This window comes from Variovorax sp. 10L426, assembly GCF_056395305.1.
Map to the genome: position 1 here is coordinate 429,016 of NZ_JBFTJF010000001.1, position 26,521 is coordinate 455,536.

General features: G+C 62.3%; 26 protein-coding genes and 1 pseudogene. 22 read left to right on the forward strand and 5 right to left on the reverse strand.

Annotated features, from left to right (window positions below):
- Positions 1-12: 12 nt before the first annotated feature.
- Together AC1DHL_RS02150 and mhpA are read right to left on the reverse strand one after the other, a co-directional pair.
- Positions 13-296: pseudogene (locus tag AC1DHL_RS02150) on the reverse strand (aldehyde dehydrogenase family protein); the annotation flags it as partial.
- The gene (mhpA, locus tag AC1DHL_RS02155) at positions 244-1,962 is read right to left on the reverse strand and encodes a bifunctional 3-(3-hydroxy-phenyl)propionate/3-hydroxycinnamic acid hydroxylase MhpA (RefSeq protein ID WP_478160256.1); all 1,719 of its coding nucleotides are present in this window, start codon (positions 1,960-1,962) and stop codon (positions 244-246) included. The gene mhpA and the pseudogene AC1DHL_RS02150, both read right to left, overlap by 53 nt.
- Positions 1,963-1,998: 36 nt before the next feature.
- Here mhpA and AC1DHL_RS02160 point away from each other — a divergent pair, with 36 nt between their 5' ends.
- Positions 1,999-3,108, forward strand: a complete 1,110-nt coding sequence (locus AC1DHL_RS02160) for an alcohol dehydrogenase catalytic domain-containing protein (RefSeq protein ID WP_478102234.1) — start codon at positions 1,999-2,001, stop codon at positions 3,106-3,108.
- Between the two features lie 14 nt (positions 3,109-3,122).
- Positions 3,123-3,668 (forward strand): cupin domain-containing protein, encoded by a 546-nt coding sequence (locus AC1DHL_RS02165; RefSeq protein ID WP_478102232.1) that lies wholly within the window; start codon positions 3,123-3,125, stop codon positions 3,666-3,668.
- Between the two features lie 33 nt (positions 3,669-3,701).
- On the opposite strand, the gene AC1DHL_RS02170 is transcribed toward AC1DHL_RS02165, so the two are convergent.
- A complete protein-coding gene (locus tag AC1DHL_RS02170; protein WP_478160258.1) occupies positions 3,702-4,289 on the reverse strand; it encodes an NADPH-dependent FMN reductase in 588 nt (195 codons plus the stop codon).
- Between the two features lie 25 nt (positions 4,290-4,314).
- Here AC1DHL_RS02170 and AC1DHL_RS02175 point away from each other — a divergent pair, with 25 nt between their 5' ends.
- The 6 genes from AC1DHL_RS02175 (at position 4,315) to AC1DHL_RS02200 (ending at position 9,208) form a co-directional block, all read left to right on the forward strand.
- A complete protein-coding gene (locus tag AC1DHL_RS02175) occupies positions 4,315-5,028 on the forward strand; it encodes a GntR family transcriptional regulator (RefSeq protein ID WP_478102377.1) in 714 nt (237 codons plus the stop codon).
- A 79-nt stretch (positions 5,029-5,107) separates the two neighbouring features.
- Complete coding sequence (locus AC1DHL_RS02180; protein WP_478160399.1) at positions 5,108-5,674, forward strand: VOC family protein; 567 nt, start codon at positions 5,108-5,110, stop codon at positions 5,672-5,674.
- 47 nt (positions 5,675-5,721) lie between these two features.
- The gene (locus AC1DHL_RS02185; protein ID WP_478102228.1) at positions 5,722-6,585 is read left to right on the forward strand and encodes a fumarylacetoacetate hydrolase family protein; all 864 of its coding nucleotides are present in this window, start codon (positions 5,722-5,724) and stop codon (positions 6,583-6,585) included.
- Between the two features lie 65 nt (positions 6,586-6,650).
- Complete coding sequence (locus AC1DHL_RS02190; RefSeq protein ID WP_478160259.1) at positions 6,651-7,616, forward strand: Bug family tripartite tricarboxylate transporter substrate binding protein; 966 nt, start codon at positions 6,651-6,653, stop codon at positions 7,614-7,616.
- Between the two features lie 6 nt (positions 7,617-7,622).
- Entirely contained in the window at positions 7,623-8,201 is a 579-nt protein-coding gene (locus tag AC1DHL_RS02195; RefSeq protein WP_478102224.1) for an amino acid synthesis family protein, read from the forward strand.
- A gap of 287 nt (positions 8,202-8,488) precedes the next feature.
- Complete coding sequence (locus AC1DHL_RS02200) at positions 8,489-9,208, forward strand: IS6 family transposase (RefSeq protein WP_478160261.1); 720 nt, start codon at positions 8,489-8,491, stop codon at positions 9,206-9,208.
- 78 nt (positions 9,209-9,286) lie between these two features.
- On the opposite strand, the gene AC1DHL_RS02205 is transcribed toward AC1DHL_RS02200, so the two are convergent.
- A complete protein-coding gene (locus AC1DHL_RS02205; protein ID WP_478102220.1) occupies positions 9,287-10,069 on the reverse strand; it encodes a fumarylacetoacetate hydrolase family protein in 783 nt (260 codons plus the stop codon).
- A 238-nt stretch (positions 10,070-10,307) separates the two neighbouring features.
- On the opposite strand from AC1DHL_RS02205, the gene AC1DHL_RS02210 reads away from it, so the two are divergent.
- The 13 genes from AC1DHL_RS02210 (at position 10,308) to AC1DHL_RS02270 (ending at position 23,292) form a co-directional block, all read left to right on the forward strand.
- Positions 10,308-11,156 (forward strand): branched-chain amino acid ABC transporter permease, encoded by an 849-nt coding sequence (locus AC1DHL_RS02210; protein ID WP_478160263.1) that lies wholly within the window; start codon positions 10,308-10,310, stop codon positions 11,154-11,156.
- Positions 11,147-12,886 (forward strand): branched-chain amino acid ABC transporter ATP-binding protein/permease, encoded by a 1,740-nt coding sequence (locus tag AC1DHL_RS02215; RefSeq protein WP_478102216.1) that lies wholly within the window; start codon positions 11,147-11,149, stop codon positions 12,884-12,886. Before AC1DHL_RS02210 ends, AC1DHL_RS02215 begins: the two co-directional genes overlap by 10 nt.
- Positions 12,876-13,583 (forward strand): ABC transporter ATP-binding protein, encoded by a 708-nt coding sequence (locus AC1DHL_RS02220; RefSeq protein ID WP_478160265.1) that lies wholly within the window; start codon positions 12,876-12,878, stop codon positions 13,581-13,583. Before AC1DHL_RS02215 ends, AC1DHL_RS02220 begins: the two co-directional genes overlap by 11 nt.
- 19 nt (positions 13,584-13,602) lie before the next feature.
- Entirely contained in the window at positions 13,603-14,148 is a 546-nt protein-coding gene (locus AC1DHL_RS02225; protein ID WP_478160267.1) for a cupin domain-containing protein, read from the forward strand.
- Positions 14,149-14,172: 24 nt separating this feature from the next.
- Positions 14,173-15,465, forward strand: a complete 1,293-nt coding sequence (gene eno / locus AC1DHL_RS02230) for a phosphopyruvate hydratase (RefSeq protein WP_478102210.1) — start codon at positions 14,173-14,175, stop codon at positions 15,463-15,465.
- A gap of 26 nt (positions 15,466-15,491) precedes the next feature.
- Positions 15,492-16,049: an NADPH-dependent FMN reductase gene (locus tag AC1DHL_RS02235; RefSeq protein WP_478102208.1), complete on the forward strand. Its 558-nt coding sequence runs from the start codon at positions 15,492-15,494 to the stop codon at positions 16,047-16,049.
- A 101-nt stretch (positions 16,050-16,150) separates the two neighbouring features.
- Complete coding sequence (locus AC1DHL_RS02240; protein ID WP_478102206.1) at positions 16,151-17,161, forward strand: VOC family protein; 1,011 nt, start codon at positions 16,151-16,153, stop codon at positions 17,159-17,161.
- 16 nt (positions 17,162-17,177) lie between these two features.
- Positions 17,178-17,702: a carboxymuconolactone decarboxylase family protein gene (locus AC1DHL_RS02245; RefSeq protein WP_478160269.1), complete on the forward strand. Its 525-nt coding sequence runs from the start codon at positions 17,178-17,180 to the stop codon at positions 17,700-17,702.
- A 46-nt stretch (positions 17,703-17,748) separates the two neighbouring features.
- Positions 17,749-18,960 carry an amino acid ABC transporter substrate-binding protein gene (locus AC1DHL_RS02250; RefSeq protein ID WP_478160271.1) on the forward strand — a complete coding sequence of 404 codons (1,212 nt, stop codon included), beginning with the start codon at positions 17,749-17,751 and terminating at the stop codon, positions 18,958-18,960.
- Positions 18,944-20,101, forward strand: a complete 1,158-nt coding sequence (locus tag AC1DHL_RS02255; RefSeq protein WP_478160273.1) for an alcohol dehydrogenase catalytic domain-containing protein — start codon at positions 18,944-18,946, stop codon at positions 20,099-20,101. Before AC1DHL_RS02250 ends, AC1DHL_RS02255 begins: the two co-directional genes overlap by 17 nt.
- Positions 20,102-20,299: 198 nt before the next feature.
- A complete protein-coding gene (locus tag AC1DHL_RS02260) occupies positions 20,300-21,313 on the forward strand; it encodes a fumarylacetoacetate hydrolase family protein (RefSeq protein WP_478160275.1) in 1,014 nt (337 codons plus the stop codon).
- A 2-nt stretch (positions 21,314-21,315) separates the two neighbouring features.
- Complete coding sequence (locus AC1DHL_RS02265; protein ID WP_478160277.1) at positions 21,316-22,284, forward strand: C-terminal binding protein; 969 nt, start codon at positions 21,316-21,318, stop codon at positions 22,282-22,284.
- A 9-nt stretch (positions 22,285-22,293) separates the two neighbouring features.
- Positions 22,294-23,292 carry a phosphotransferase family protein gene (locus AC1DHL_RS02270; protein WP_478160279.1) on the forward strand — a complete coding sequence of 333 codons (999 nt, stop codon included), beginning with the start codon at positions 22,294-22,296 and terminating at the stop codon, positions 23,290-23,292.
- A gap of 141 nt (positions 23,293-23,433) precedes the next feature.
- Here the strand turns inward: AC1DHL_RS02270 and AC1DHL_RS02275 are convergent, their stop codons facing one another.
- Positions 23,434-24,594 (reverse strand): LacI family DNA-binding transcriptional regulator, encoded by a 1,161-nt coding sequence (locus tag AC1DHL_RS02275; protein WP_478160281.1) that lies wholly within the window; start codon positions 24,592-24,594, stop codon positions 23,434-23,436.
- 197 nt (positions 24,595-24,791) lie between these two features.
- Between AC1DHL_RS02275 and AC1DHL_RS02280 the strand changes: the two genes are divergently transcribed.
- Positions 24,792-26,048 carry a porin gene (locus AC1DHL_RS02280; RefSeq protein ID WP_478102191.1) on the forward strand — a complete coding sequence of 419 codons (1,257 nt, stop codon included), beginning with the start codon at positions 24,792-24,794 and terminating at the stop codon, positions 26,046-26,048.
- Positions 26,049-26,521: the final 473 nt, after the last annotated feature.

Below are 26,521 nucleotides of genomic sequence, written 5' to 3' on the forward strand. Positions count from 1 at the left end.
CGCTCGCTCTCAGATCTCCGCCAGCGCCCAGGCGCAGCCCGGCACGAGGTCGGCAGGCTTCAAGACCACGCAGTTGCCGAAGGCCAACGCGGGCGCGATCTTCCACGCCGGAACCTCTTCGCGCGCGAGCAAGGTGCCGAGCTCTTCCTTGCGCGCGAGGATTTCATTGCCGATCTTGTCGAGTGCTCTTCGGAGCGGGCCTGGATGCCGCTCGTGGACCAGGCGGGGAAGGCGGTGAGGTTGTCATGGCGTGCACTCCGCGACGGCGGTCGCCCGCGTCGGGCCCAACTGCCGACAGGCGCGTGTCAGGAGAGGGCCGATCTCGGTTGAATCGCCGGCCACGCCGAAGACGATGTGGTCGGGCCGCACCAGTGCAGCCGCGCATCCGTTGCGCGCGAACCAGCCCGCAACCACGTTGTCCGATTCGATCAGGTTCAACACGCTGTGCGCGTTCGCCTTGCCATTGATGCAGACGATCTGGACGCCGAGCCTGAGCAACGAGTCCTCCCACTGTTGAATGTGGTCAGCATCGGGCGCGTCGCGCAGGACGAGAAGGAACCCGTTCGGAACCAGGTCGTCCAGCATCTGCGCTTCGGCATCTGCATCGAGCCGTCCGACAGGCTGGGGAAACGGAGTTCCCGCCGGCGCGACGTCGCGGTCGATCAGTCCGTGGTGGACACCTGGCAGCAGACTCTGGCGCAACTGCATCTTGACTTGTCCTCCTTGTTGCTCGCGCAGCTTGCGGTCGCGCTCTTTGGCCTCCACCAGGTCGCGCTCGCAAATGATGTGGCCAAGTCGCTTGACTGTCGCGGTAACGTCCTGGACCTGGGGGCCGCGTTCATCGCCATAGCTGTCCAGCAATCCATCGGACGCACGGCCTGTCAGCACCCAATCCAGCTTCCAGGCGAGGTTGGTGGCGTCACGCAGGCCTTGGCACATCCCCTGGGCGAGGAATGGAGGCATCTGGTGAGCGCTATCGCCAGCCAGCAAGATCGGCCCCTTGCGCCACTGTTCGAGGACGACCGCATGGAAGCGATACGTGGCAGCACGCCAAATGCGTGCTTCGCCCGGCGAGAGCCAGGGCGCCAGCAACTTCCAGATCGCCTCATGCGGCATCTCGCGCTGCTCGGCTTCGTCGGGAAGCAGCAAGAACTCCCATCGCCGATGGGTGCCCGGTCCCACGACGTAGGTGCACGGCCGCGCCGGATTGCAGTATTGAATGTTCGTGGCAGGCAACTGAGAAAGTTTGGACTCCTCGATATGCATGTCCACCACGATCCAAGGCTCGTCGAACTCCAGGCTCTTGAGCTGCAGGCCCAAGCGCTTGCGCGTCGGGCTGGTCCCCCCGTCACATGCAACGACGTAGCGCGCGCGGACTTGGCACTCCGTGTTGTCCCTTTCGCGGACCGTCAACACCGCACCTTCTTCTGATTGTCGAACGTCGACCACCTCGCAGCCGAGGCGCACTTGCACGTTCGACAGGGACCCGACCGCACGTCGCAGCGATGCTTCCAGGGCAGGTTGGTTGAAGGTGTACGAGGGCGCCCACGCGAGCGGATATGGCGAAGGGCCCATGTCGAAGTGCTGAATTGGCTGGCCGTCACTGCCTTGATAGATCGTGGGGCGATATGGCGTCATGTGGGGCGCCAAGGTGCCGGCAATGCCAATCTCCTGAAAGGTCCTCATGGCTTCATGGTCAAGCGCGAAGGCACGGGGTAGCGGATAGATGGACTCGGACTTGTCGAACACCGCGACGCGTCGCCCACGCTGCCCGAGCAGTGCAGCGAGCGATGCCCCGACAGGACCGAAGCCGACGATGGCAACGTCGAGAGAATCGTGGATTTCTGAAGGCATGGGTTGAGTTTGGTGTGCGGGAACACTACGATTGTGCATAAAACGATGAATCATGCACCAAGGGTTGATCCCGATGGCCGTCGAGCAAAGTGAAGTCGTGTAATGCATAACCGTCTGTTTTATGCATTTTCACAAGGAGATGAGATGTCGATGATGAAAGCGGCCCGCCTGCACAAGGTAGGTGCCCCGATGGAGATCGAACAACTGCCCATTCCGCAACCTGCGGCCAACGACGTGCAGGTGCGCGTCCATGCCTGCGGCATCGTGCCGAACCTGGGAAACATCCTGGCGAACTGGACCACCTGGTTTCCCGAGCTTCCCCTGCCGCCCCTGCCTGCAATCTTCGGTCTGGACCCTGCCGGGGAAGTCACGGCTGTCGGCTCCCACGTCCATGCGTGGAAGCCTGGCGACAGGGTGTACGTGAACCCGAGCCTGTACTGCGGCGGTTGCCGGGCTTGCCGCAACGGCGACCTCATCAACTGCACGCACTATGCGTTCAGCGGTTACTTCGGCTTCTCGCAAAACTCGCTCAAGTTGTACAAGAACTACCCCTACGGCGGCCTGAGCGAGTACATGATCGCGCCGCAATACGCCTTGGTGAAGCTGCCGGACAGCGTGACGTTCAACCAGGCTGCGCGCTTCGGCTACCTCGGAACGATGTACTCCGCGATGCGCAAGGCGAAGGTGGGGCCAGGTCGCAGCGTGCTCATCAACGGCATCAGCGGCACGTTGGGCATCGGCGGTGCTCTGTTCGGCCTGGCCATGGGTGCCACCCGCATTCTCGGCACGGGTCGCAACCAGGAACTGCTGAATCGGGTCAAGGCGCTGGCCCCCGACCGCATCGAGGTGTTCTCGAACGCCAATGGCGAAGCCATTGACACCTGGGTCAAATCACGCACCGAAGGCCTCGGGGTCGATACATTCATCGACGCACTCGGGCCGGGCGCCCCGCACGAGACGTTGCAGCAGGGCATTCGCGCACTGAAGCGCGGTGGCCGCGCCTACAACATCGGCGCAATCGCCGGCATGGTCGGGCTGGATCTCCACACCATGATGGACGAGCAACAGGCCATCGAAGGCTCGGCATGGTTCACCGCCGGCGAAGGACAGGATATGGCCGATATGGCCGAGGCCGGAACGCTCGATCTCTCCGTATTCGAGCACGTGTGCCACCCGCTCGACCAGGTGAACGAGGCAATTTCCGGGATTGCCAGCCGCAATGGCGGTTTCAGCAATTTCGTCATCAACCCTTGAGAACGAGGAAGATCATGCAGATCAGACGAGTTGTGACGAGCACAGGCGCAGACGGGAAGGCGCGTGTGGTCACGGATGCCGCTGCTCCCCGCGGCGTCGAGTTCACGACGGTGCCGGGCTTCGCGACGTCGCTGGTGTGGTCGACGAGCGCGGCCGAGGTGGTTTCGCGTGGCGCGGAGATTGCCGACCGTACGGGCGACGTCGGCTTCGTCCCGCAGGAAGGCGAGTCGCGGCTGATGTTCGTGACGTTTCCACCCGATGCAGTGATGATGCGGGCCGATTTCGATGGCGCCGCCTTCGGTGCGGAGTTTGGCAAGTTGGTCCCCGGCCTCGCCGAGACCTTCGAGCCCGACCATCCAGGCATGCACACCACGGACAGCATCGACTACGACATCGTGTTGGACGGCGAGATCACCCTGGAGCTGGACGATGGCAAGCAGGTGCTGCTGCGCAAGCACGACGTGGCCGTGCAGCATGGAAACCGGCACGCCTGGCGCAATCTCAGCGACCGGCCAGCCACCATGCTGTTCGTGCTGCTGGGCGCCAGAAGAAACGGATAGGCCGGCACCCATCCCACCGTCATGCCCATACGATCAGCACTTCGCAGCAGCGAGTATTTTGATTTCATCCAAGAGGTCTTGCAGCGCCGAGTGGATGAAGTCGAGCGTCGATTCGTCGACCAGGCGCCCCTCGCGGATTCGCGTGGTGACGCTTGCGATGGCGACGTGTTGACGAACCACCGGCCGCGCCAAAGTGGCGGCCAGGGCGTCGCGGATCTGCGCTTGGGCTCGGACGCCGCCGGCTGTGCCGGGGGAGGCAGTCATGACGAGTGCCGGCTTGCCCTTGAGAGGCGAAGCGAACCCCGGGCGCGACGCCCAGTCGATCGCGTTCTTCAGGACACCGGGCATCCCGTAGTTGTACTCAGGCGAGCACACCACCAAACCGTCTGCTTCGGCAATTGCCTTCTTGAGGGCCGCCACCGGTGCAGGAGGGGTGTCGCCGTCGAGGTCGGCGTTGTAAAGCGGGATCTCGTCGAGAGGAAACAAGTGGCAGGTGATCGAGGCTGGCAGCAGCGGCGCGAGGCTTCGAAGCACGGCTGTGCAGTTCGACTCACGTCGGATGCTGCCGGAAATGGCCAGCAGACGGATAGTGGATGGAGTGGTGTTCGCGAGCGAATTCATGAGCCTCTTTCAAAACCGAAAGTTTATGCATAAAATCGCAGTCATGCACAAAGAAGAAATTCAACTCCGCTCGCCGCCCTTGGCTGACCAAGCGTTCGCCAACCTGCGTCGTGACGTATTGGCAGGCACCTTCGGCGCTGGCGCGAAGCTCAAGGTCGATGAACTGCAGGCCACCTACGGCCTGTCGAGCAGCCCACTGCGCGAGGCACTCAGCCGTTTGGCCCAGGAAGGCTTGATTCGCGCGGATGAGCGCCGCGGTTTTCGCGTGGCCCCCATCTCGGTGGAAGACTTGGCGGACATCACCCGGATGCGTTTGCTGCTGGATGTGCCTGCTCTGCGCGAAGCGATCGCCCAAGGTGACGACGCCTGGGAGGGTGCGGTGGTCTCTGCATACCATCGGTTGGAAAAAGTCGAGTCCCGTTTGAGCGATGGCCCGGTGGTGCTCGACGAGAACTGGTCTGAGCTCCATCGAGAGTTTCATCTGGCGCTTCTGTCCGCTTGCCCCTCCGAGAGGCAGCGTTTGTGGGGTGCCAGCCTGTTCGACCAGGCCGAGCGGTATCGCCGCTTCTCAGCGCGGTATCGAAAGACCGGCCGGCGTAAATCCAATGAGCACCGCAAGATCATGGATGCAACCTTGCGCCGCGATGTCGACACGGCGTGCGCCCTGCTTGAGGAGCACATCCTGAGCACGCAGCGCAATGTGACAGCCGCCCTCAAGCTGGCCACCGAAGCCGAATAGCCGCCTCCAACCGTGCCCGCCCATGTTGACCTCTATGGGTCATAGGGTGGGCTACAGCAGCCTAACTTCCGGAGACATCATGCTCAAGGTCAATCGACCAACGCCTTCTCACTTTGGCATCTTCGTGACCGATCTCGAGCGGATGGTGGCGTTCTATACCGAAACCTTTGAATTGACCATCACGGACCGGGGCGAGGGTCGAACCTTCAAGAACCAACTCGTGTTCACCAGCGCGAGCCCGGACCAGCATCATCAGTTGGTCCTGGCATCGGGGCGGCCGGCCGAGGCCAAGTTCAGCACGGTCATGCAGATCTCATTCGTCGTTCCCAGCATTCAGCACCTGCGCGATGTCTCGGCGCGCGCGGTTGCCCGAGGTGCAACGAACGTTCGTGGGCTGAATCACGGGAATGCGCTGTCGGTCTACATGCTCGACCCCGAAGGAAACACCGTGGAGATCTACGTCGACACCCCGTTCTACGTGGCGCAGCCGCATGGGGATCCTCTTGATCTGTCCAAGGACGACGAGACGCTGATGCGCGAAACCGAAGCGATCTGTCGGCAGGACCCGACCTTCATGCCTTTGGGACAGTGGCGAGAACAGTTCGAGGCCAAGTCGCCTGCCGGCGCAACTCCTCCTTCAGCCTAGTCGATTGCCTGTCGACCTTCTTTCTTCTTTCCCATTCTGGAGCTCAAATGAAACTGTTGTCTTTCGTTCATCAAGGTCGCGAAACATGGGGCGCCGTCGTGGGCGACGGCGTCGTGGATCTCGGCAAGGCCCGCCCTCGGCAAGCCACATTGGCCGACTACATCGCAGCCGGGGACTACCTGCAGGCGGCACAGCACGTCGAGGGTCTGCCCGTCGACGCCAAGCTGGCTGAAATCACCTTCCTGCCGGTCATCCCGCGGCCCGAGAAGATCGTCTGCGCGGTGCGCAACTACATGGATCATCACCAGGAAGTTCTTGCAGCCGGCATGAATCGCGAACTGTCGGAGCAGCCCCCGATCTTCTTGCGAGTTTGGCGGTCCCAGTGCGCACACAACCAGGCGATCGTGCGTCCGCACGTGTCGGAATCGCTGGATTGGGAAGGCGAACTTGCCGTCATCATCGGCAAGGGAGGTCGCAACATCCCCGAATCGGAAGCGTTTGATCACGTCGCAGGCTACTCTTGCTACAACGACGCCAGCGTCCGCGAATGGCAGTTTCACGCCAAGCAGATCGCGTCGGGCAAGAACTTCGAATCGACAGGCGGCTTCGGCCCCTGGATGGTGACGGCCGACGAGATCGACCCGACGCGGCAACTCAAGCTGGAGACGCGTCTCAATGGCGAGGTCGTCCAGTCCAGCCACACGGGACACATGATCTTCAGCATTCCGAAGCTCATCAACTACGCCTCGACGATCTTCACGCTCACCCCGGGCGACGTGATTGCCACGGGCACGCCGGCTGGGGTGGGTTGGAGTAAGAAGCCTCCACGCTTCATGAAACCGGGCGACGTTTGCGAGGTCGAGATCGAAGGTATCGGCGTCCTTCGCAATCCGATTGTTCAGCAGGACTGAGAAGCCGGCGAACAACAGGGCGCCGCGTGGACCGGCGCTCTTTTCTCAGAATCAGGAGACAACAGATGCGGCGCAGTAGTCTCGCCGCAGGCCTTGCGTTGGCCTGCGGAATCTCTCTTCCGTCCTTTTCCCAGCAGTACCCCGACAGGCCGATCAAGGTCTATCAGGGCTTTGCGGCGGGCGGCAATGCCGACACGATCGCACGGGTCGTGAGCGCCGAGATGACGAAGACTCTGGGCCAGCCCTTTGTCATCGAGGCACAGGCCGGGGCAGGGGGCACCATCGCGGCGACCACTGTCGCTCGTGCGAAACCCGACGGGTACACCCTGTTGTTGGCGACGGGCGGGCACGCCGTGGCCGGAGCGCTGTACAACAAGCTGAACTACCAGACCGTGTCGGATTTCCAAATGATCTCGACTGTCACCTACTTCCCGTTCCTGGTAGTGGTTCGGGCCGACTCACCCTACCGCTCCTTCTCTGAGTTGCTCGCGTCGGCCCGGTCTGACGCGCGTAGCGTGTCCTACGGCTCGGCTGGCATCGGATCCACTCACCACCTGGCAGGTGAACTGATGGTGAAGAGCGCGAAGGTGGACATGCTCCACATTCCCTATCGAGGTGACGCCGCATCGGTCACAGCTCTGCTCGGAGGTGAGGTCCCGGTGATCATCGCGCCGCCTACGGCTGTGATGCAGAACATCAAGGCGGGCAAGTTGAGAGCTTTGGCGACCACCGGCGCACAGCGTTGGAGTGCCATGCCGGACCTCGCGACAGTGGCCGAGCAAGGCGTGCCGGGCTACGACGTGACTTCCTGGGCCGGCTTGATGGTGCCAGCTGGTACCCCGCGTCCGATCGTCGATCAGCTGAGGACTGCCACGCTCAATGCCTTGAAGAACCCGAACGTACGCGCGCGGCTGGAGGATATGGGAGGGGAGGCGCGTGGCAGTACCCCTGAAGAGATGGCGTCGATGGTGAGCACTGAACTGAAGAAGTGGACCACGGTCGTCAACGATGCACACATTCCTAGGCAATGAGGTTCTATGTCCTTGATTGAAATCCGAAAACGCAGTCTCAACGTCGAAACGATCTATCACGAGGGTGGACCGCCACCGGCGGTTCCTTTGAAGTTGGCCGCCGCCTGCGCGGTCATCCGAAACCCCTACGCGGAGCGATATGAGCCGGACCTCCTGCCTTTCATGGCGGAGCTTCGTTCATTGGGTACGCTGCTGGCGACAGAACTCGTCGAATTGCTTGGACGCGACAAGGTCGAGGTCTACAGCAAGGCGGCAATCGTCGGCGTCAACGGCGAAATGGAGCATGGCGCCGTGTGGCACGAGGCCGGTGGCTGGGCCATGCGCGAGGTGCTCGGCGAGCCCAAGGCGATGGTGCCGGCAGCGAAGGCCGTCGCAGCTACCGGCTACCGACTCATGGTTCCGCTGCACTACATCCACGCCTCGTACGTGCGCAGCCATTACAACAGCATGGAAGTGGGAATCCAGGATGCACCACGGCCGAACGAGATTCTCTTCGCCTTGGTAATGGGCACCGGGGGGCGCATCCACTCGAGGCTGGGCGGACTCACCAAGGACAAGGTATCCGTGCACGATGGTCAGCGATGACCATCTGACGGCGCGACCCTTCGCCCCGGGAGACAGCAATGAACCACGTGCGGCGGTGCTGCGTGGAATTTCGACCGCAAGGGTTCATGGCTTTTGAGCCGCAAAAGTCGACGACGTTCTGGTGGATGCGTGCCTTGCCACGCCAACGGCCGGACTGAAAGGCTGAAAAATGGTGAGTTCAATGCGTGCGGTGCAGATTCACAAACCCGGCGGACCTGATGTTTTGGAGGGCTCTGGTGCAAATCGCGCCTCCGGGAGGCTACGGCCTTTGAGTTGAAGGCGTATCGATGGCGAAGAGGCTGCAGTGCATGGACGAACTGTTCAAGGGACGCCACTTCGAGAGCGAGATCATCGTTCTGTGCGTTCGCTGGTACCTGCGCTTCAAGTTGAGCTTGCGCGACCTGACGGAGATGATGGCCGAGCGCGGCTTGTCGATGGCCCACACGACGATCATGCGCTGGGAACAGCGGTTCGTGCCCGAGTTCGAGAAGCGCTGGAATCGACTCGCTCGCACGGCTGGTCGATCGTGGCGCGTCGACGAGATCTATGTGAAGATTCGCGGCAAGTGGAGCTACCTCTACCGGGCCGTCGATCGCGAGGGGCAGACCGTGGATTTCCGCCTGAGTATCAATCACGATGTGAAGGCGGCGAAGGCGTTCTTCCGCAAGGCGCTGCAGACGCAAGGTCGCGCGCCGCTGAGCATCACATTGGACGGTTACGCCGCCTCGCACCATGCGGTGCGAGAACTGCCAGCGCTGAGCACGCGTTGGAAACACACGCGGCTGCGATCATCCAAGTATCTCAACAACATGATCGAGCAAGATCATCGGGGCGTGAAGTCGCGCATCAACCCCATGCTCGGCTTCAGGGTCTTCGATCAAGCGGCGGTGACGATCGCCGGCGTGGAGTTGCTGCATCGCATCCGCAAGGGCCAATTCAATCTCGGCCGGCTGCGCCTCCGAGGCCAAGCTGCGCCCGCGATCTGGAGCGCGGTGCTTTCGGCCTGACCGGCGCAACACACTCGTCGAAGTCGTTCGGCCGCGCGAAAAATTCGCACCAGAGCCCCCGGGGCCGTTGACGGATCGTCACCGCGCTTCGGCCACGACCGGATTCCGCAGCACGCCGATGGCCGGAATTTCGACCTCGATCACATCGTCGACGCTGATAGGTCCGACTCCGGCCGGTGTGCCAGTCATGATCAAGTCGCCCGGCAGCAGTGTCATGTATTTGGACAGGTAGGCGATCAAAAACGGCACGGAAAATACAAGGTCCCGGCTGTTGCCGTCCTGGCGCACGGTGCCATTGACCCGTGTGATGATCCGCTGGTCCGCCGGATCCAGGCCCGTCACGATCCACGGGCCGATGGGGCCGAAGGTGTCGTAGCCCTTTCCGGCCAGGAGGCAGCCGAAGCTGCTCTCACGCCTTTGAAGCACGCGATCGCTGACGTCGTTGCCGCAGGTGTAGCCGAAAACGTGGTCCAGTGCATCGGCCTCCGCGACGTGACGCGCCGTCTTGCCAATCACTACCGTGAGCTCACCCTCGAAGTGAATGTTTTCACCGTGGGGCGGATACACAATCGCGTCCTCGTGGCCGACGACGCACGTGCTTGGCTTCATGAAAACGACCGGGATTTCAGGCACTGCTTTTTGCGATTCTTGCGAATGAGCCTTGTAGTTGTAGCCAAGGCCGAAGATGCGCGGTTGTGCCACCGGCGGCAGCAGGCGAACCGCGTCAAGGCGGTCCCGCTCTCCGCTTTTGACGATTCCCTCGAAAGGGGAACCAACCAGGCGTTCTAACACGCCGTCTGCCAGAACGCCGTAGTGCGCTTGGCCTGCTCTTTCGTATCTCACGACAGTCAGTGAATCCATGTCAACTCCTATGCAAACGTTGGCATTTTCATCCTCCGCCGGTCGTCATGGAGACTAGGGTAAACCCCTGATCATCTATTCCATTGACAAACAAAATGACAGCGGCAACAATTGCGCTAACGTTAGCACTGGAGACAAAACACATGCTTCGAGACCAAACAGCGGCGGGCCATCACGCGGTCAGCTGCGCACAGCACGTGCACTTCTCGCGCCGGCCGCGCGCTAAGGGAGCAAAAGGGTGAGCGCTTCGCTGCTGCTCCAGTCGGCCGTTGGGGGCTTGCTGCTCGGCGGTATCTACGGACTTCTCGCAATGGGGTTGAGCCTCAGCTGGGGTCTGCTAAGGCTGGTCAACCTGAGCCACTTTGCCCTCGCGTTCTTGGGCGCGTACCTGACCTATCAATTCGGCGCCCAGTTCGGCTGGCCGGCGTACGCCTCGTTGCTCATCATCGCTCCAGGTTTCTTCCTGGTCGGACTGGCGCTGCACACAATATTCGTCCGCTTCGACGTCAGCGAGTTCGCTTCGATGCTCGTGACCTTCGGCATCACTGTGCTGATCGAGTCCCTGATCCAGTGGATCTGGTCGGCGGACTTTCGGAAGTACGAGACTCCCTACGCGCAGGAGTCCATCCGGATTGGGTCTCTGTTCGTTCCAGTGCTCGAACTCACGGCGTTTGCCAGCGCGGCGCTGCTCGCGATCTCCGCCTGGCTGGCGCTGCACCGCACGTTGCTCGGGCGAGCATTGCGTGCCTCTGCGCACGACGGTCCAATCGCGGCAGCCTTCGGCATCAATGCCCGTCAGCTGTCATACGGCTTGGCCGGACTGTGTTCCGCCTCTGCTGGCGTGGCTGGCGTGTTCATCGCCCTGACCTCCACGTTGGCGCCGTCGCAGATCGAGGCTTGGATCGGCGTGGTTTTTGCCGTCGTGATCATCGGCGGCCTCGCAAATCCCCTCGGCGCACTGGCAGCGGGCATGCTAATCGGCGTTGCGGAAGCCCTCACCATGGCCACGGTAAATCCAGCCTGGGCGCCATTGGTCGCGTTCTCCATCCTTATCGCGTTGCTGCTTTGGAAGCCGAAATGGCTGTGAACTCCATGACTGTCAAAGCGGCCGTCGGCCTTCTTGCCGCAGTGCTGATCGCGCTGCCTTATGCAGGAGCCCCTGACTTCTACTTGTCGTACTTATACGTCGTCTTCTTCTGGGTGGCTTTGGCCACTAGCTGGGGAATCCTGAGTGGCTACGCCGGCTACTGGAGCTTTGGCCATGCGGCCTTCTTCGGCACTGGCATCTATGCGGCAGGCGGGCTGTCCGTCAAGCTGGGGGTGCCCTACCTTCTGACCATTCCGCTGGCGGCAGCGCTGGCCGCTGGGCTGGCTGCATGCATCGGCGCGGTGGTGTTTCGCATCCACACGCTGCGTGGCGAATTCTTTGCTCTGCTATCGCTGTCAGTCACGTACGTCCTGGCTGCTATTGTCTCGAACACGCCGATCGATGGCGGTGCAGGCGTGAACCTCAGCGGCGTCTCGATGCCGACATTCGGAACCTCGGTTTCCGGCGCGATTTACTTGCTGGGTTTGGCAGTGGCGGTGATCGCTCTGCTGGTGTCGCGCGGCATTCTGTATTCGCGTTTTGGCCGCGGTCTGCTGGCCATACACGACGATGAGGACGTGGCCGAGGTGAAAGGCGTGCCCACATTCCGCTACAAGGTCGGCGCATTCGCCATCTCGGCCGCCATCGCCGGCGCTGCAGGTGCCGTGCAAGCGGGCTACGTGGGCTACGTCACCGTTGGCGAGACGTTTTCGATCACGGTGCCCCTCTACGTAGTGCTGATGAGCATCTTGGGCGGCGCCCGGCATTGGGTAGGGCCGGCAGTGGGCGCGACCCTGATTACCGTCGCGCTCAGCCTGTTCGTCGGCGGCAGTCACGCCGAGCTGGGCCGCGCCGGGGTCGCCCTCGCATTGATCTTAGTCATTCTGCTTTTGCCTGAAGGCATCGCGCCACGACTGCTCCAGAAGTTTCGCAGCCGTCCTGAACCGGCGGTGGCGCCAGTCGCGGAGCCACCGATACAGGCCATCGACACCCGTGCGCCGAGCGGTACGCTGCTCGAGTGCGAGAACGTCACCAAGCTTTTTGGCGGTCTTCGGGCGCTCGGCGGAATATCCCTTTCAGTGCGCCGCGGCGAAATCCTGGCGCTGGTTGGCCCCAATGGTTCGGGCAAATCGACACTGATCAACATGATCAGCGGTCACTTTCCGATGACGTCTGGGAGCATCCGCCTGGATGGACAGTCTCTTGAGGCGCTAGAGCCGCACATGGTCGCGGCACGCGGCATTGCGCGTACCTACCAAATCCCGCGCCTGTTCGAGCACATGACGGTGCTGGAGAACGTGCACCTGTGTGCCGCGTTTGGCCAAGACGTCAAGGCGCCCAATGCAGTGGACTCCGCGTTGCACTGGCTCGACTTTATGGGCTTGGCCGAGAAGGCACACGAACTGCCTGCGTCCCTCAACCTCCACGAGCGCAAGTTCGTCGAGTTCGCGCGAGCCCTGGCGGCCAAACCCAAGCTGCTGCTGCTCGATGAGGTGCTTTGCGGTTTGACGCCAACTGAAGTCGACCATGCCATCGACATGATCCGTCGCATCCGTGCCGCCGGAACCACCATCGTGTTCGTGGAACACGTGATGCGGGCGGTCGTCGCGCTCGCCGACCGGGTGGCTGTGTTAGACCAGGGGCGGCTGCTGGCCCTCGGTCAGCCCGAAGAAACAATGCAGGACGCCAAGGTCATCGATGTCTACCTGGGAGTTGCACATGCTGCTTGATCTTCTCAATGTGCACGTTTCGTATGGCGACGCACCCGCAATCTGGGATGCCAGCATGCAGATCGATGCCGGTCAAGTGGTGGCGGTGGTAGGCCCTAACGGTGCCGGCAAGAGCACGCTCATCAACGCCATCGCAGGCATCCTTCGGCCCCGCCAGGGGAAGGTGGTCATTGGCGGCGTCGACATCACGGCAGCACCTAGCCATCGGGTGTGCGACCACGGTATTGCCATCGTGCCCGAGGGCCGACGCCTGTTCGCTGACATGACCGTGCAGGACAACCTTGAGCTTGGCGCCTATCGCAAGGGTGCGCGGGCATCGAGCCGCGAGACGATGGAAGAGGTGTTCTCGCTGTTGCCGGTGTTGAAGGATCGGCGCCAGCAGATCGCCGGCTCGATGTCCGGCGGGCAGCAACAGATGGTCGCGATCGGGCGGGCACTCATGGCGCGACCACGCGTGCTGCTGATGGATGAACCTTCGCTGGGCCTCTCGCCGCTGATCGTTTCGGAGATGTTCAAGATCATCCGACGCATCAACGAACGCGGCATGGCAGTGATGCTGGTCGAGCAGAACATCCACCAGGCGTTGGAGGTGGCGCATCACGCGTACGTCATCGAGCAGGGTCGGATCGTGACCTCCGGCAAGCCCAGTGCCTTGTTGAATGACCCGAAGATTAAGGAGGCATATCTTGGCGTCTGATAGTTCCAACCAAGGTCACGTGCCGTCCGCCTTGAATCGCATAGTGACGGGGCAGCGAAAGGACGGCGGCAGCCAGGTTGCCATGCACTCAGTGCCGCCCCGCACTGACGTGTTCAAACATATCCCGGGCATGGTGTCGCGTTTGGTCTGGGCGACACCCGCCGCGCCGGCGCTTCCCTTCGACGGAGCAGATCCGACTGCCGACGTCGCAAGCCTTGTACCCGCCCCGGGCGAAACGCGGCTGCTGGTCGTCACGTTCCCACCAGATAGCGTCTTCGCCGCCGCGGATTTCAACGGCCAAGCCGCGTTTGAAGAGAACCTCGCGGTCAGCCCCGGCTTGGCGGAGCGATTCGAGCCCGACGGCATGCACGAGACCCCAACCGTCGACTACGGCATCTTGCTCGACGGAGAGCTGTGGCTGGAACTCGACGACGCGGCGCAGACCCGCCTGAAGCCGTTCGACGTCGTCGTCCAGAACGGTACACGCCACGCATGGCGCAACAAGTCCGACCGACCTGCGACCATGGCTTTCGTGCTCATCGGTGCGCGCAAGGCGGTCGAGTAACACCAAACAACATCAACGCAACCAATGAACGATACAACAATCGAAAGCGTCCACGGCCGACGCATGTGGGACTCGCGCGGCCGACCGACCGTCGAGGCGACTGTACGGCTGCGTGGCGGCCTGAAGGGGCGCGCGCTCGCGCCTGCTGGCGCCTCGATGGGCAGTGGCGAGGTGGTCGACCTGCGCGATGGCGGAGCACGCTTCGGTGGGTTGGATGTGCAATCGGCCTGCCGCGCGATCAACGAGGTATTGGACGGCGCCCTTGCGGGGCGCGATGTCAACGACCAGGGGGCGCTGGACCAACTGATGGTCCGGTTGGACGGAACACCCAACCGGAGCCGGCTCGGGGGCAATGCGCTGGTGGCGACATCCATGGCGATAGCGCACGCCCGGGCGGCCGCGGCTGGTGTGCCGCTCTGGCAACTGCTGGCGGCCGGGCAGCCGGTTCGGTTGCCGCTACCTGAGATCCAGATCTTCGGGGGCGGCGCCCACGCTGAGCGGCGTGTTGATGTCCAGGACTTCATGGTGATGTGTCCCGCCGCCGCCAGTTTTGGCGAAGCGCTGGAGTGGACTGCCGAAATCTATCGCGCCGCGGGAGCGCTGCTACGGCGCACCGGGAAGCTCCAAGGAGTGGCCGACGAGGGCGGCTACTGGCCCGCGTTCACCTCGAACGAGCAGGCGTTGGATACGCTGATGCAGGCCATCAACGATGCGGGACTGAAGCCAGGTGCGCAGGTCGGAATCTCGCTCGACATCGCAGCCTCCGAATTTGGCTCGAACGGTCGCTACGAACTGGCCCTGGAGAGCCGCGTGCTCGACACGGACGCCATGATTGAAATGCTGGGGCGTTGGCTCGACAGCTATCCCATCATGTCCATTGAGGACCCATTGGCCGAGGACGACGCAGAGGGCTTCACGCGCTTCAGTTCGAAGTACGCATCGCGATGCCAGATCATCGGTGACGACTTTCTCGTCACCAACGCCGAACGCGTCCGCGCTGCCGCGGCGGTGTCGCAATTGAACGCCGTCCTTATCAAGCCAAACCAGGCGGGCACTTTGACCGAAACCTTGGCCGCCTTGCAGGCCGGGAAGGATGCACGGTTCGGCACCATTGTGTCGGCGCGTTCGGGCGAAACCGAGGACGTCACGATCGCCCACCTGGCGGTGGGGTGGAACGCCGGACAACTCAAGGTCGGCTCCTTCGCTCGCTCGGAGCGCATGGCGAAATGGAACGAGGTGCTGCGCATCGAGGAATCCATGGGCGGCGACGCGCGCTACTGGGGCTGGGACGCGTTGCCGTTCCGGGCCAGTCACTGATTTCTTGCCACCAAAGGATTCCCAGCATGATTCGCCTCCTCGGCCTCTCCGGCAGCTTGCGCCACGCTTCGAGCAATACGGCCGTCCTGCGCACCCTTCAACTACGGATGCCCGAGGGGATCGCCCTCAAGTTGCATCCGCTCACGGACCTCCCACTGTACAACGGCGATTTCGACACCGAGGAGCCTCCGGTCGCGGTGGCGCGCTTGCGCGAGGCGATCCGGCAGGCGGACGGCCTCGTTCTGTGCACCCCGGAGTACAACGCCGGTACTTCGGGCGTGATGAAAAACGCGCTCGACTGGGCGTCACGCCCGCCGCAGACTTCACCGCTGCGGGGCAAGCATGCACTCATCATCAGCGCCTCACCTGCTGTCACCGGTGGTGCTCGGGCGCATGCGCAATTACGCGAGGCGCTCGCAAGCACGTTGTCTCGGGTGACGGTCCATCCCGCTGTCGTCATCCCCCAGGTGTTCGAGAAGCTGAAGGACGGGCTGCTGACGGATGAGTCGAACATCCAGTTCGCGTTCGCCGCCATTCGGGCATTGACCACCGAGATTCGCGCCAGCAGGGCGTTAACCGAGTAGGGCGAAGTTACTTCGGCTGCACCACCGGAAATCGAGCCTCAAGCCCTGTGCAAACCGGTCTCGTTCGCTCACCTTCAAATCAACCCCACAGGAGATTTGCCATGTTGCCCACCGTCGACCTGCGCCCGCCCTTCAACATCAGCCGGGCGAGTCACATAGTGCTGGAGGTCAAGGATCTCCAAAAGAGCCGAGACTTTTACGTGAAGATCGTGGGCCTGGTGGTCTCCGACGAGACGCCGACCACCTGCTACCTGCGCGGTCTGTCGGAAGCAGCGCACCACAGCCTGGTGCTGGTGCAGACGGAGGGAGCCCCCGCCTGTCAGCGGCTCGGCTTTCGCGTATATCTGGACGAGGACCTCGACAGCGCCTACGCCTGGTTTACCAGGCGCGGTCTGCCGGTGAAGTGGATCGAGGTGCCCTACCAAGGGCGTACGCTGCATTGCGAGGACCTGTACGGCACCAAGCTCGAGTTGTGCGCCCACATGGAAGTGCGCGAGCGGATGTTCCTCAAGTTCGAGCTGTTCACCGGCGCGCACGCTCAGCGCATCGATCACTTCCAGATCTTTGCGCCCGATTGCTGGAAAGCCTGCGAGTTCTATAGCCAACTTGGCTTCCGCAACTCGGAATACCTCGCGCACGGTGACAAGTTGCTGGGCGCCTTCATGTTCCGCAAAGGGACTTGTCTTGATCTCGCGATTGTGGAGAACGTGGGGCCGAAGATGCACCACTTCGCCTACATCGTTCCGGAGTCGCACCTGATCTTCGCAGCCTGCGACCTTGCGGGCAACTATGGCTACGGCGCCTCGGTGGATCGCGGGCCAGGCCGACACGGCCCTGGCGGGATGCTGTACGTCTACCTCCTGGACCCGGACGGACATCGCGTCGAATTATGCGACGGCCACTACCAGACCATCGACACCGAGGTCGAGCCGGTGCGCTGGGAGGCTGGCTCGCTAAGCACCAATGTGCGCTGGGGCCTTCCGGCGACCGAGCACTGGTATTTCCACGCCAGCCCCTTCAAGGACGCCACCACACAGGACCCGGAGAAGAAACCGAATCCGCAGACGCTGGAAATGTTCATTCAGCAGCAATCGACCCAAAGCAACAACTAACCAAGGACCGAATCCCATGGCACGCGTCAAATACCTCAATCGGTCCAGCAGTCCCAACCAGGCCATCTTCGACCGCCTTGAGAAAGAGCGGAAGATGCCCACCGCCAACATCTTCCTGGCGCTGACCCAGACGCCTGAGTTGCTTGACGGCTTCCTTACCTACGCTAACGCGCTACGGTCGTCGCCGCTAAGCCCTCGGCTGCGGGAGTTGGCGATCCTCACTGTGGGACACCTCACGAACTCGCGCTACGAGATTGCGCACCATCAGTCGCATGGCCTCAAGGCCGGCCTGACGCAGGCGCAGCTCGACGCGATTCCGCAGTTCGAGAGCTCCAGCCTCTACACCGACCCAGAGAAGGCGGTGATGACATTTGCCAAGGAGTCGACTCTCAAGGTTGAAGTGAGCGACGACACCTGGTCACGCGCGGCGACATTCCTTGGCGAACCGGAAATGATCGCGCTGGTGCTGGTGGTCTCTTGGTACAACTCTGGTGTTCGCATCATGGCGGGCCTGGGGATCGAGCTCGAAGCGGGCCACTGAACGGCGGCAACGGCGCCGACCCACAACATCAACAGGAGGCATCACCATGACTTGCAGCCTTTTTCGTCGTCGCATGCTGGCGCTAGCCGCCGGCACGCTCGTGCTTGCAACCAGCCTGCCGGAGGCCTTCGCGCAGGGGACCGGTAGCGCCCCCATTCGTGTCGGGGGCACCTTGCCACTCACTGGCCCGCTGGCGTCGGTCGGCATGATTCACAAACTGGCAGCCGAGGTGTTCATCGAAGACATCAACAAGCGCGGCGGACTGCTGGGCCGCAAGGTCGAGTTCGTAGTACTGGACGACCAGTCGCAGTCGGCAAACGCCCGTACGCTGTACGAGCGCCTGGTCATTGCGGAAAAGGTCGACCTGCTGATGGGCCCTTACGGCACCAGTTCGATCATCGCCGCCATGGGCGTTGCGCAGCGGTTCAACAAGCTATTCATTCAAAGCAGCCTGGGGGAGCCTGCGCTGGCGCCGTACGACCTGCAGTTCCCTTCGCTGCCCCTGGGTCCTGATCCGCGCCTCGCAGACACGGAACTCATCCTCGATGGATATGCCAGCCTGCCGAATCCGCCTAAATCCATCGCCTTCGTCACCAGCAAGTTCCCGTCGGCGCTCGACTTGGCGAAGGGAGGCCAAGAGATCGCGCAAAAGCGTGGGCTCAAGAACGTGCTAACGCTCGAGTATGAGTTCGGAACGCGGGATTTTGGCGCGATTGCCGCCCGCATCAAGGACGCCAACCCAGACGTATTGTGGTCCGGCGCAGTGGGCATGGAGGCGGTGCAGCTGCTCGATGCGATGAAGCGCATCGACTACCTACCGAAGCGCCACTTCTACCTGTTCCCGGCGCCGGGTCCGACGGCGGCGAACCCCAACGCTGCCGGTGTGACCAGCCTGACCTGGTTCGAAGACCACGACCCGTTCACCAAGAATACGGGTGCCGCGGACTTCGTTACAGCGTTTGTGCAAAAAGCCAAGGCGGCCGGCTTGCCGTATCCGGTGGCCGAATACCAGGCTGCGTCGGAATTTGCTGCATGGCAGATCCTGGAGGCCGCTGCCAATGGCGCCGGCAAGATTGACGACAAGGCCATGGCGTCCTGGCTCAAGGTCAACAAAGTGCAGACCGTGCTCGGCGTTCGTTCGTTCGAAGGCAAGTTCAATAGTAGCGCGCCCGACACCAAGCTCAAGCAGGTGCAGGGCGGCAAGTGGGTGACCGTTTGGCCGGCGAAGTTCCGCCCGCCGAGTGGCGCCTTCCAGTGACATCGCATACCCCCGGATCGCAACAGGAGAAATCATGAGGACAATGACCTCGGCGCGGCTGCACCAACTGCACACCCCGATGACCCTCGACACCATCCCGGTGCCAAAGCCTCGGCCCAACGACGTGCTCGTGCGCGTGAAGGCGTGCGGCATCGTTCCCAACATGGCGAACGTCATCAACAACTGGCCGAGCTGGTTTCCGCACCAGCCGCTCGCCAAGTTTCCGGCCATCTTCGGCTTGGATCCGGCCGGCGTTGTCGAGGAGGTCGGTGAGGCGGTGATCAATGCAAAGCCGGGCGATCGCGTGTACGTGAGCCCGCTGCGTTCTTGTGGATCGTGCAAGGCCTGCCGCTCGGGCCGCCGTAGCCAATGCCGCTACTACACGCTCAATGGCTACTTCAGCACCAGCACAGACGGGCAACGCATCTTCGACCTGTACCCGTACGGCGGTTTCAGTGAGTACATGACAGCTCCTGAATACGCGCTGGTGAACATTCCCGACAACCTCAGCTTCGAGAAGGCTGGACGGTTTGGCTATCTCGGCACCTCCTACGGGGCGCTGCACAATGCCGGCGCTGGCCCGGGACAAGTCGGCCTGATTGACGGCATCACCGGTACGCTGGGCGTCGCGGCCACCGTGCTCGGCTTGGCGATGGGACTGTCCAAGATTCTGGGCGTCGGCCGGGATCTGGCTCTGCTGGAGCGCGTGAAGGCGCTAGCACCCGAGCGCATCGAAGTCATGGCGTTGGGGGAACGGCGCACCGGGGAATGGGCGAGGGCGCAGACCGACGGCGACGGCGTCGATTTCGCGATCAGCGCACTAGGCGCCCGCGCACCGGTCGAGACGATGCTGGATTCGATGAAGGGCGTGCGGCGCGGCGGCAAGGTAGTGAATATCGGCGGTGTGTCCGACGCGTTGCCGATCGACATGAAGTGGCTGATGGATGAGCAGATCCAGTTGATCGGGTCGAATTGGTTTAGCGCCACGCAAGGCCAAGAGATGGCCGACATGGTGAGCACCGGGACGATCGACCTGTCGTACTTGGAAGACGTCACATTCCCCCTGGAACGTGTGAACGAGGCGATCTCCGGCCTCAAGGACCGCAACGGGGGCTTCTCGAATTACGTCGTGTGCCCCTGAGGGCTTCGGCCGCCATGAGCATTCCAATGCCCGCGTCGACCGGTTGGCCCCGCGGCTGCTCAACCTTGTTGAAGGGCAACGCGGCGCTCATCTGCCAAGAGAAGCTGTGAATACAGTCGTACCCAAATTTTGGGTTGCACGGGAGACGGTGCGCGCAGCAAAGCGACGCCGCCAGTCAGCACAAGAGGGAGCGCTTGCGTGAGCGTCGTGATGATCAATGCCTCGATAGGTGATGAGCGACCTTACTTGGCTCTGGCGACGGGCGGGCGCGCGCTAGGACTGAATCGTTGCCTGGCCCTCGCTTCGACCCATGGGCTTGCGGGGGAGCTCGATCTGGCGGGGCTTCAGGGTCAGTGGTCGAGACTGATCGAGCCCTTGCGGGCCGCTTGCAACTCGACGCATGTCCTGCAGGCCATCGCTGCCGAAGGATTTCCGATGAAGAATCTGCGCCTGCACGCACCGGTAGCTCCGCGCCAAGTGTTTTGCACGATCAGCAACTACTCGGGCCAGTTGATCGAGGCCGCCGAAGACAGCGGCGACGGTCCAGCCGGTGCGGGCGCCAGCGCGCGCCGGGAGGCGGCGCTGGGGGCGATCCAGGAGCGTCGCCGAGTGGGTGCCCCGTACATCTGCCTAAAGCCAAGTTCGACCGTCCGCGATCCGACTGGCGCGCTAGTGATGAATGGCGAACACACCACGCTCGATTGGGAAGTTGAGTTGGGTGTGATCATTGGCGACGTGGATGGTGAACTGACGATCGAGCAGGCGGAGTCGGCAATTGCTGGCTATTGCGTGGTCAACGACATCACGTTGCGCTCGGCGGTTTTTCGTGAGGAGCCTCCGCGTTTCGGTACGGATTGGCTTCAGTCGAAAGGTGGTCGCGGCTGGCTGCCCGTCGGGCCGTGGTTCGTACCTTCTTGGAACGTGAGCGATCCCGGTGCGCTGCGCCTGTGGCTGCGTCTGAACGGCGCGCTCATGCAGAACGGTTGCACGGACGACATGGTGTTCGGCATTGCCGAACAGATTGCCTACCTGTCGCGACATGTCGCGCTTCTGCCAGGCGACCTGATCTGCACTGGTTCCCCGGCTGGATTTGGCAGCCACCATGGTCGTTTCTTGCATCCCGGCGACGTGGTGGAAGCAGGCATCGACGGCCTAGGGGCCCAACGCATTTGTTTCATCGAGGGCTCGCCCTCGTCTCATCGTAGGTATTGACCATGACCAAGACTGTTTTGCTGACTGACTACGCCTGGCCCGATGACTCCATCGAGCGCAGGGTCATTGAATCTGCGGGCCTGCGTCTCGTGAGTGGCCCGGCCGCGCCATCAAACGTGTCAGACATCGATACTCTGGTCGCCGCGCATCAACCGCACGGGATCATGACGTGCTGGGCGGAGGTCTCCGCGCAAGCGATCCAGTCCAGCCTGCCGCTCGAGATAGTGGCCCGCCTGGGCGTCGGGCTGGACAACATTGCTGTGCAGGCCGCGACCGACCGTGGAGTCTGGGTAACGAACGTGCCAGACTATTGCGTGGAAGAGGTTTCCGACCACGCGCTTGGATTCATCCTGTCCTGGACCCGTGGTCTGAATCACTTTGATCGCGAGGTTCGGGCCGGACGCTGGAACCCAGCGAGCGCGAAACTCAAGCGACTCGCCAACCTGACCTGCGGCATCGTAGGGTTCGGGCGCATCGGCCGCCTCACCGCCCGCAAGCTGTCTGCGTTCGGCTGCCGGATGCTGGCTTATGACCCATTTCCGGGTACACCGCAGCCAGGCGTCGAGCCGATGGATCTGGACAGCCTGATGCGCAACAGCGACATCGTTGTAGTGCATGCGCCATTGGTACCGGTCACCAAACATTTAATCGACTGCGAGCGGCTAGCCCTGATGCGACCGGGTGGCCTGCTCATCAATGTCAGCCGAGGCGCCGTTGTGGACACCGCGGCAGTGATTGAGGCCCTTACGTCCGGTCGTCTGTCCGCAGTTGGGTTGGACGTACTGGAGTCGGAGCCACTGGTGCCGGACGAACTGAGATCCAGTCCCGGCGCGATGTTGACGCCGCATGTCGCATTCTCGTCCGACGCGTCGTTGGAAGAATTGCGACGTCGCGCTGCCCAGGAGGTGGTGCGCGTCCTGTCGGGCCAGGCGCCGCACGAGGGGCGCAACCAGCCGGTTCGCCGCAGCTAAGGAGACACCATGTCGAATGCACCCGTGCCGGACCGCGATCTAGTCCACTTCGTCGAAGCCCAAGGCTTAACAAAACCTGGCGTCAAAGCGCACTGGCAGGAGTTGGCCGGAGGCGTGTCTTCCGACATCTGGAAGGTCGATTTGGGCGATCGCACAATTTGCGTCAAGCGCGCGCTGCAGCAACTGAAGGTCGCCAAGGTGTGGGAGGCTCCAGTCTCTCGCAATGCCTATGAGTGGGCTTGGATGCAATTCGTGTCGGAACATTGCCCTGCCAATGTGCCGACGCCCATCGCGCAGGATGTGGAAGCAGGCCTGTTTGCTATGACCTACTTGGAGCCGGAGGACCATCCGGTGTGGAAGCAGCAACTGCTAGCGGGCGAGGTCGACGTCGATCTGGCCGCTGCGGTGGGTAAGGTGCTTGGAGCGATCCACGCGGAAAGTGCCTGGCGGATCGACGTGGCCAAGCGCTTCGACACGATTGAGAACTTCTATGCCTTGCGACTGGAGCCCTACCTCGTCGCCACGGCGGCACGCTATCCCGAGGTCTCGGCGGCGCTGTTGGCGCTGGTGGCGCAAACAGCAGGCACCACGCACGCGCTGGTCCACGGCGACGTGAGCCCGAAGAACATCCTGGCCGGTCCGCGCGGACCGGTGCTTCTCGACGCGGAATGCGCCTGGTATGGTGATCCGGCGTTTGATCTCGCGTTCTGCCTCAACCATCTTGTGTTGAAGGCGGTTGTCGTGCCGTCGCGCAGCGCTGATTTCGCGCGGGCCTTCATGGCACTGATGCGCGGCTACCTCGACCAAGTTGGTTGGGAGCCTGCGCACGAAGTGCAACGCCGGGCCGCGCGATTGCTGCCTGGCCTGCTGCTGGCGCGGATCGATGGCAAGTCGCCCGTCGAGTACATCACCGACGAGCAAGACAAAGATCAGGTCAGAGGCTTCGCCGTTGGCTTGATCAAGCACCCATCTCAAGAACTCAGTGACATCTGCCGCCGCTGGTTCTAGACGGGATTGTGCCGACGCGCCCTAGAGGCGTCGGTAGGCGTCACTTTGCGATGGGAGGTCATTGAGGTGCGATCGATAGACAAGGGCATGGACGGGGAACGATCGCAAGCATTGTTCTCGGCCTGCCGAGGGAATGATCAGTCAGCGAGCTGGCGAGGAAAGGCGAGGATGCGTTTCGGCGCGGTTGGCGTTCGCTGCCTCCATTCCTCGGGTGCTGCCGCGCACAACGAGCGTCGGCGGCGAGACAGCGCTGTAAGGCGCCGCGTCTGCAGACTTCTGTTTCAGCTGATGAATGAACCACAGGCCGCACGCAGTGGCCAGTTCGGAGACGGGGAGGCTCATCGTCGTCAGTCCCGGTCCCCACCATCTGAAGCCCAACTCGTCCCCGAACCCAACAACGGACAACTGTTCGGGCACGTGCACGCCGCTTGCCAGCAGTTCCTCCAGAACGCCCTGCGTGTTCTGGACCGAACCCAGGACTACCGCCGTGGGTGGGCTGCGCAGTGCGAGCAGGCGTCGTATCGCATCACGGCCGAAATCCGTCGACGACGGCACTCCGAGTTCCTCTCGCGCATGCGTGGCCGCCTTGCTTCCGGCGAGGGCGTTGTGAAACCCTTGTAGGCGTGCGGCTCCAGTAGGAAGGTCCGTGGTGCCGCCGATATAGCCGATGCGCCGGTGGCCGAGTTCGACCAGGTGCCTGGTTGCCTGGAAGATCGCCTGCGTGTCGTCGATGCCAAACCAATGGTCCCCCAGCGAGGCATGTCTGCGCAGCAACTGGATGCGTGGCGTCATCTTGAGAAGGCGCACCGACTCTGGATGCGGCCGGGCCGTGGGCACGATGATGATGCCCGCCACATTGACGCTGGTGAGTTCGCGGATGTGGCGCAACTCGACCAAGCGGTCGTCGTCGGATTCTGACAGCGTCAATTGAAGATCTGCGCTCTCCAGGCACTTCGACAACGCGTGCGCGATCGTCGAATAGAAGCTGTTGCGGATGTCGGGAACGACCAGGCCCACCAAATTGCTGGAGACCCCGCGCATCATGCGCGCCGCACGGTTGGCGACATAGCCCATCTCGTTCGCTATCTCGAGCACCTTCTGCTTCATGGCAGAGCTGATGCGGGGGTCGTCGGCCAAGGCGCGGCCAACAGTGGAAGCGGAGACCTCGAGTCGGGCGGCGATGTCTTTGATTGTGACCATGGGAGAGATGGTGCAGGAATGCACTAACGATAGCATACTGGATGGCGATTGCCAACCAAAACGGCTCCCGTTCCAAGCCGTCGATGCATAAGAAAACTGCAAACAACCTTGAGTGAAGGTGCATCAAGACTGTTGACATTCCCGCAATGTCTCTTCTAGAATTTATGCTAACGATAGCATAGACAGACGATAACCCCGCCAGATGGCGAGCTCTATCGTCCGCGGCGCACCTCATCGCCCACGATCAAGGGCTGGCCACCCTGATCGGATTCTTTAGAGCCTCAACGGAGACAATTGCAATGAAAAAAACTCTGGTTGCCCTAGCTTCTCTGGCTGTTGCCGGTGCTGCTTCGGCACAGTCGTCTGTCACGGTATTTGGCGTGGTGGACGCCGCAATCAGCGGCTTCAAGAACCAGTCGGAAACGCCCTTCGGCGTGAGCGTCAACAAGACCGCGACGGCCTTGACCAGCTCTGGCTACAACTCAAGCCGCCTGGGCTTCCGTGGCACGGAAGACCTCGGCGGCGGTTTGGCTGCCGGCTTCTGGCTCGAAGCCGGCATGACCAACGACAACGGAAATGGCGCCGCCCCTGGCGGCGGCCTGAGCTTCAACCGACGCTCGACGGTCAGCCTGTCCGGCAACTTCGGCGAAGTCCGCCTGGGCAAGGACTTCAGCCCAACATTCTGGAACGACACCGTATTTGACCCATTCGGCGCCAACGGCGTGGGCACCAACTTGATTACGACCGCCAGCGGCGGCGCCGCCCTCGGCGTTCCCAACAGCGGCTTCCAGTCCAACCCGAACTACGTGCGATCCGTCAACTCGGTGGGCTACTTCCTGCCGCCGACCCTGGGTGGTTTCTACGGTCAGTTCATGTATGCCTTCAATGAACAGGTCTCGTACGACCCGGGTGGTCTGACCCCCCCGGGCGTCACCGCGATCGTCGCAAACCCGGCGCTGGCCCTGACGCCGAACAACGCGCGGGCTGGCCGTTATGTAGGTGGGCGCGTCGGCTACACCAATGGCCCGCTGGACTTTGCGCTGGCCTATGCCGAGAGCACCATCAGTTCCAACTACTACGCGGGTACCACGACCACCCTGGATACCTGGAACCTCGGAGCTTCTTACGACCTCGGCGTTGTCAAACTCTTCAGTGAATACTCGAACAACAAGCAAAAGACCGCCTATGCGACCAACGCGTTCAATCCTTTCGGTACCACGAAGCCCGGTGCCAATGGCGGCGTGTTTGGCGTGACTGTTCCAGTCGGCGTTGGCTTGATCCGGGCGTCGTACTCCGCTGTGAAGTACAACAACCTGCCGGTGAGCGTCTTCGCTTCGCAACCGAAGGCTGACCAGTTCGCTATCGGATACGTGCACAACCTGTCGAAGCGCACAGCGCTATACACAACCTTTGCGTACATCAACGACAAGGGTGGCGCTGCTCTGGGTGTCACAGGTTCCCCGGCCTTCTACACCGGCGCGATCCCGGGCAGTGTCGGCAATGCGCTGCCGAACAAGTCGATGGGCTACGACCTGGGTATCCGTCATGCCTTCTGATTTGCACGCTGGCGTACCCATGCACATGCCGATGTCAGTGGGCATGACCGCGGCAGGCATGGCGTCAGCAATCTCTGCTTCATTTCGGCCGGAATCGGACGGGGAACTTCCATTGGGCGCGCTCCGCGCCCGTCGATCGCCGGTGATGGTGACGAGAACCGTCGAGGACGCTCCAGCTCGGAAAGGATTGCCATGTTGATTTTTATTGAGAATGTGCCCTTGGCGCAGGATCCTCGCATCGTCATCGCTTGCATTCGTGCGTGCATCTGGGCAACTGTCGAAGGTTGGCCGTTTTGCCCTTGGACATATGGAAGGAGCGATGAATCGGTCGCACCGGTAGCCTGAGCAGCTGTGATCAAGCGCTTGCTTCGCCGCCGAGGTGCGTCTTGAGGAGTGCAAAACGGCCTCGAAAGAGGCTTCTAACGTCGCGACGAAGACCCTTGCGCTACCGTTGCGCGCGTCGAAGTCGTCGC

What these genes read in the sequence shown, in the direction of transcription:
- AC1DHL_RS02245 (WP_478160269.1), top strand. Translation starts at nt 17,178, where the DNA reads ATGGCACGCGTCAAATACCTCAATCGGTCCAGCAGTCCCAACCAGGCC.
- AC1DHL_RS02280 (WP_478102191.1), top strand. Translation starts at nt 24,792, where the DNA reads ATGAAAAAAACTCTGGTTGCCCTAGCTTCTCTGGCTGTTGCCGGTGCT.
- AC1DHL_RS02180 (WP_478160399.1), top strand. Translation starts at nt 5,108, where the DNA reads ATGCTCAAGGTCAATCGACCAACGCCTTCTCACTTTGGCATCTTCGTG.
- eno (WP_478102210.1), top strand. Translation starts at nt 14,173, where the DNA reads ATGAACGATACAACAATCGAAAGCGTCCACGGCCGACGCATGTGGGAC.
- AC1DHL_RS02200 (WP_478160261.1), top strand. Translation starts at nt 8,489, where the DNA reads ATGGCGAAGAGGCTGCAGTGCATGGACGAACTGTTCAAGGGACGCCAC.
- AC1DHL_RS02165 (WP_478102232.1), top strand. Translation starts at nt 3,123, where the DNA reads ATGCAGATCAGACGAGTTGTGACGAGCACAGGCGCAGACGGGAAGGCG.
- AC1DHL_RS02185 (WP_478102228.1), top strand. Translation starts at nt 5,722, where the DNA reads ATGAAACTGTTGTCTTTCGTTCATCAAGGTCGCGAAACATGGGGCGCC.
- AC1DHL_RS02220 (WP_478160265.1), top strand. Translation starts at nt 12,876, where the DNA reads ATGCTGCTTGATCTTCTCAATGTGCACGTTTCGTATGGCGACGCACCC.
- AC1DHL_RS02195 (WP_478102224.1), top strand. Translation starts at nt 7,623, where the DNA reads ATGTCCTTGATTGAAATCCGAAAACGCAGTCTCAACGTCGAAACGATC.
- AC1DHL_RS02175 (WP_478102377.1), top strand. Translation starts at nt 4,315, where the DNA reads ATGCATAAAATCGCAGTCATGCACAAAGAAGAAATTCAACTCCGCTCG.
- AC1DHL_RS02270 (WP_478160279.1), top strand. Translation starts at nt 22,294, where the DNA reads ATGTCGAATGCACCCGTGCCGGACCGCGATCTAGTCCACTTCGTCGAA.
- AC1DHL_RS02240 (WP_478102206.1), top strand. Translation starts at nt 16,151, where the DNA reads ATGTTGCCCACCGTCGACCTGCGCCCGCCCTTCAACATCAGCCGGGCG.
- AC1DHL_RS02170 (WP_478160258.1), bottom strand. Translation starts at nt 4,289, where the DNA reads ATGAATTCGCTCGCGAACACCACTCCATCCACTATCCGTCTGCTGGCC.
- AC1DHL_RS02265 (WP_478160277.1), top strand. Translation starts at nt 21,316, where the DNA reads ATGACCAAGACTGTTTTGCTGACTGACTACGCCTGGCCCGATGACTCC.
- AC1DHL_RS02160 (WP_478102234.1), top strand. Translation starts at nt 1,999, where the DNA reads ATGTCGATGATGAAAGCGGCCCGCCTGCACAAGGTAGGTGCCCCGATG.
- AC1DHL_RS02250 (WP_478160271.1), top strand. Translation starts at nt 17,749, where the DNA reads ATGACTTGCAGCCTTTTTCGTCGTCGCATGCTGGCGCTAGCCGCCGGC.
- AC1DHL_RS02190 (WP_478160259.1), top strand. Translation starts at nt 6,651, where the DNA reads ATGCGGCGCAGTAGTCTCGCCGCAGGCCTTGCGTTGGCCTGCGGAATC.
- AC1DHL_RS02235 (WP_478102208.1), top strand. Translation starts at nt 15,492, where the DNA reads ATGATTCGCCTCCTCGGCCTCTCCGGCAGCTTGCGCCACGCTTCGAGC.
- AC1DHL_RS02215 (WP_478102216.1), top strand. Translation starts at nt 11,147, where the DNA reads ATGGCTGTGAACTCCATGACTGTCAAAGCGGCCGTCGGCCTTCTTGCC.
- mhpA (WP_478160256.1), bottom strand. Translation starts at nt 1,962, where the DNA reads ATGCATTACACGACTTCACTTTGCTCGACGGCCATCGGGATCAACCCT.
- AC1DHL_RS02205 (WP_478102220.1), bottom strand. Translation starts at nt 10,069, where the DNA reads ATGGATTCACTGACTGTCGTGAGATACGAAAGAGCAGGCCAAGCGCAC.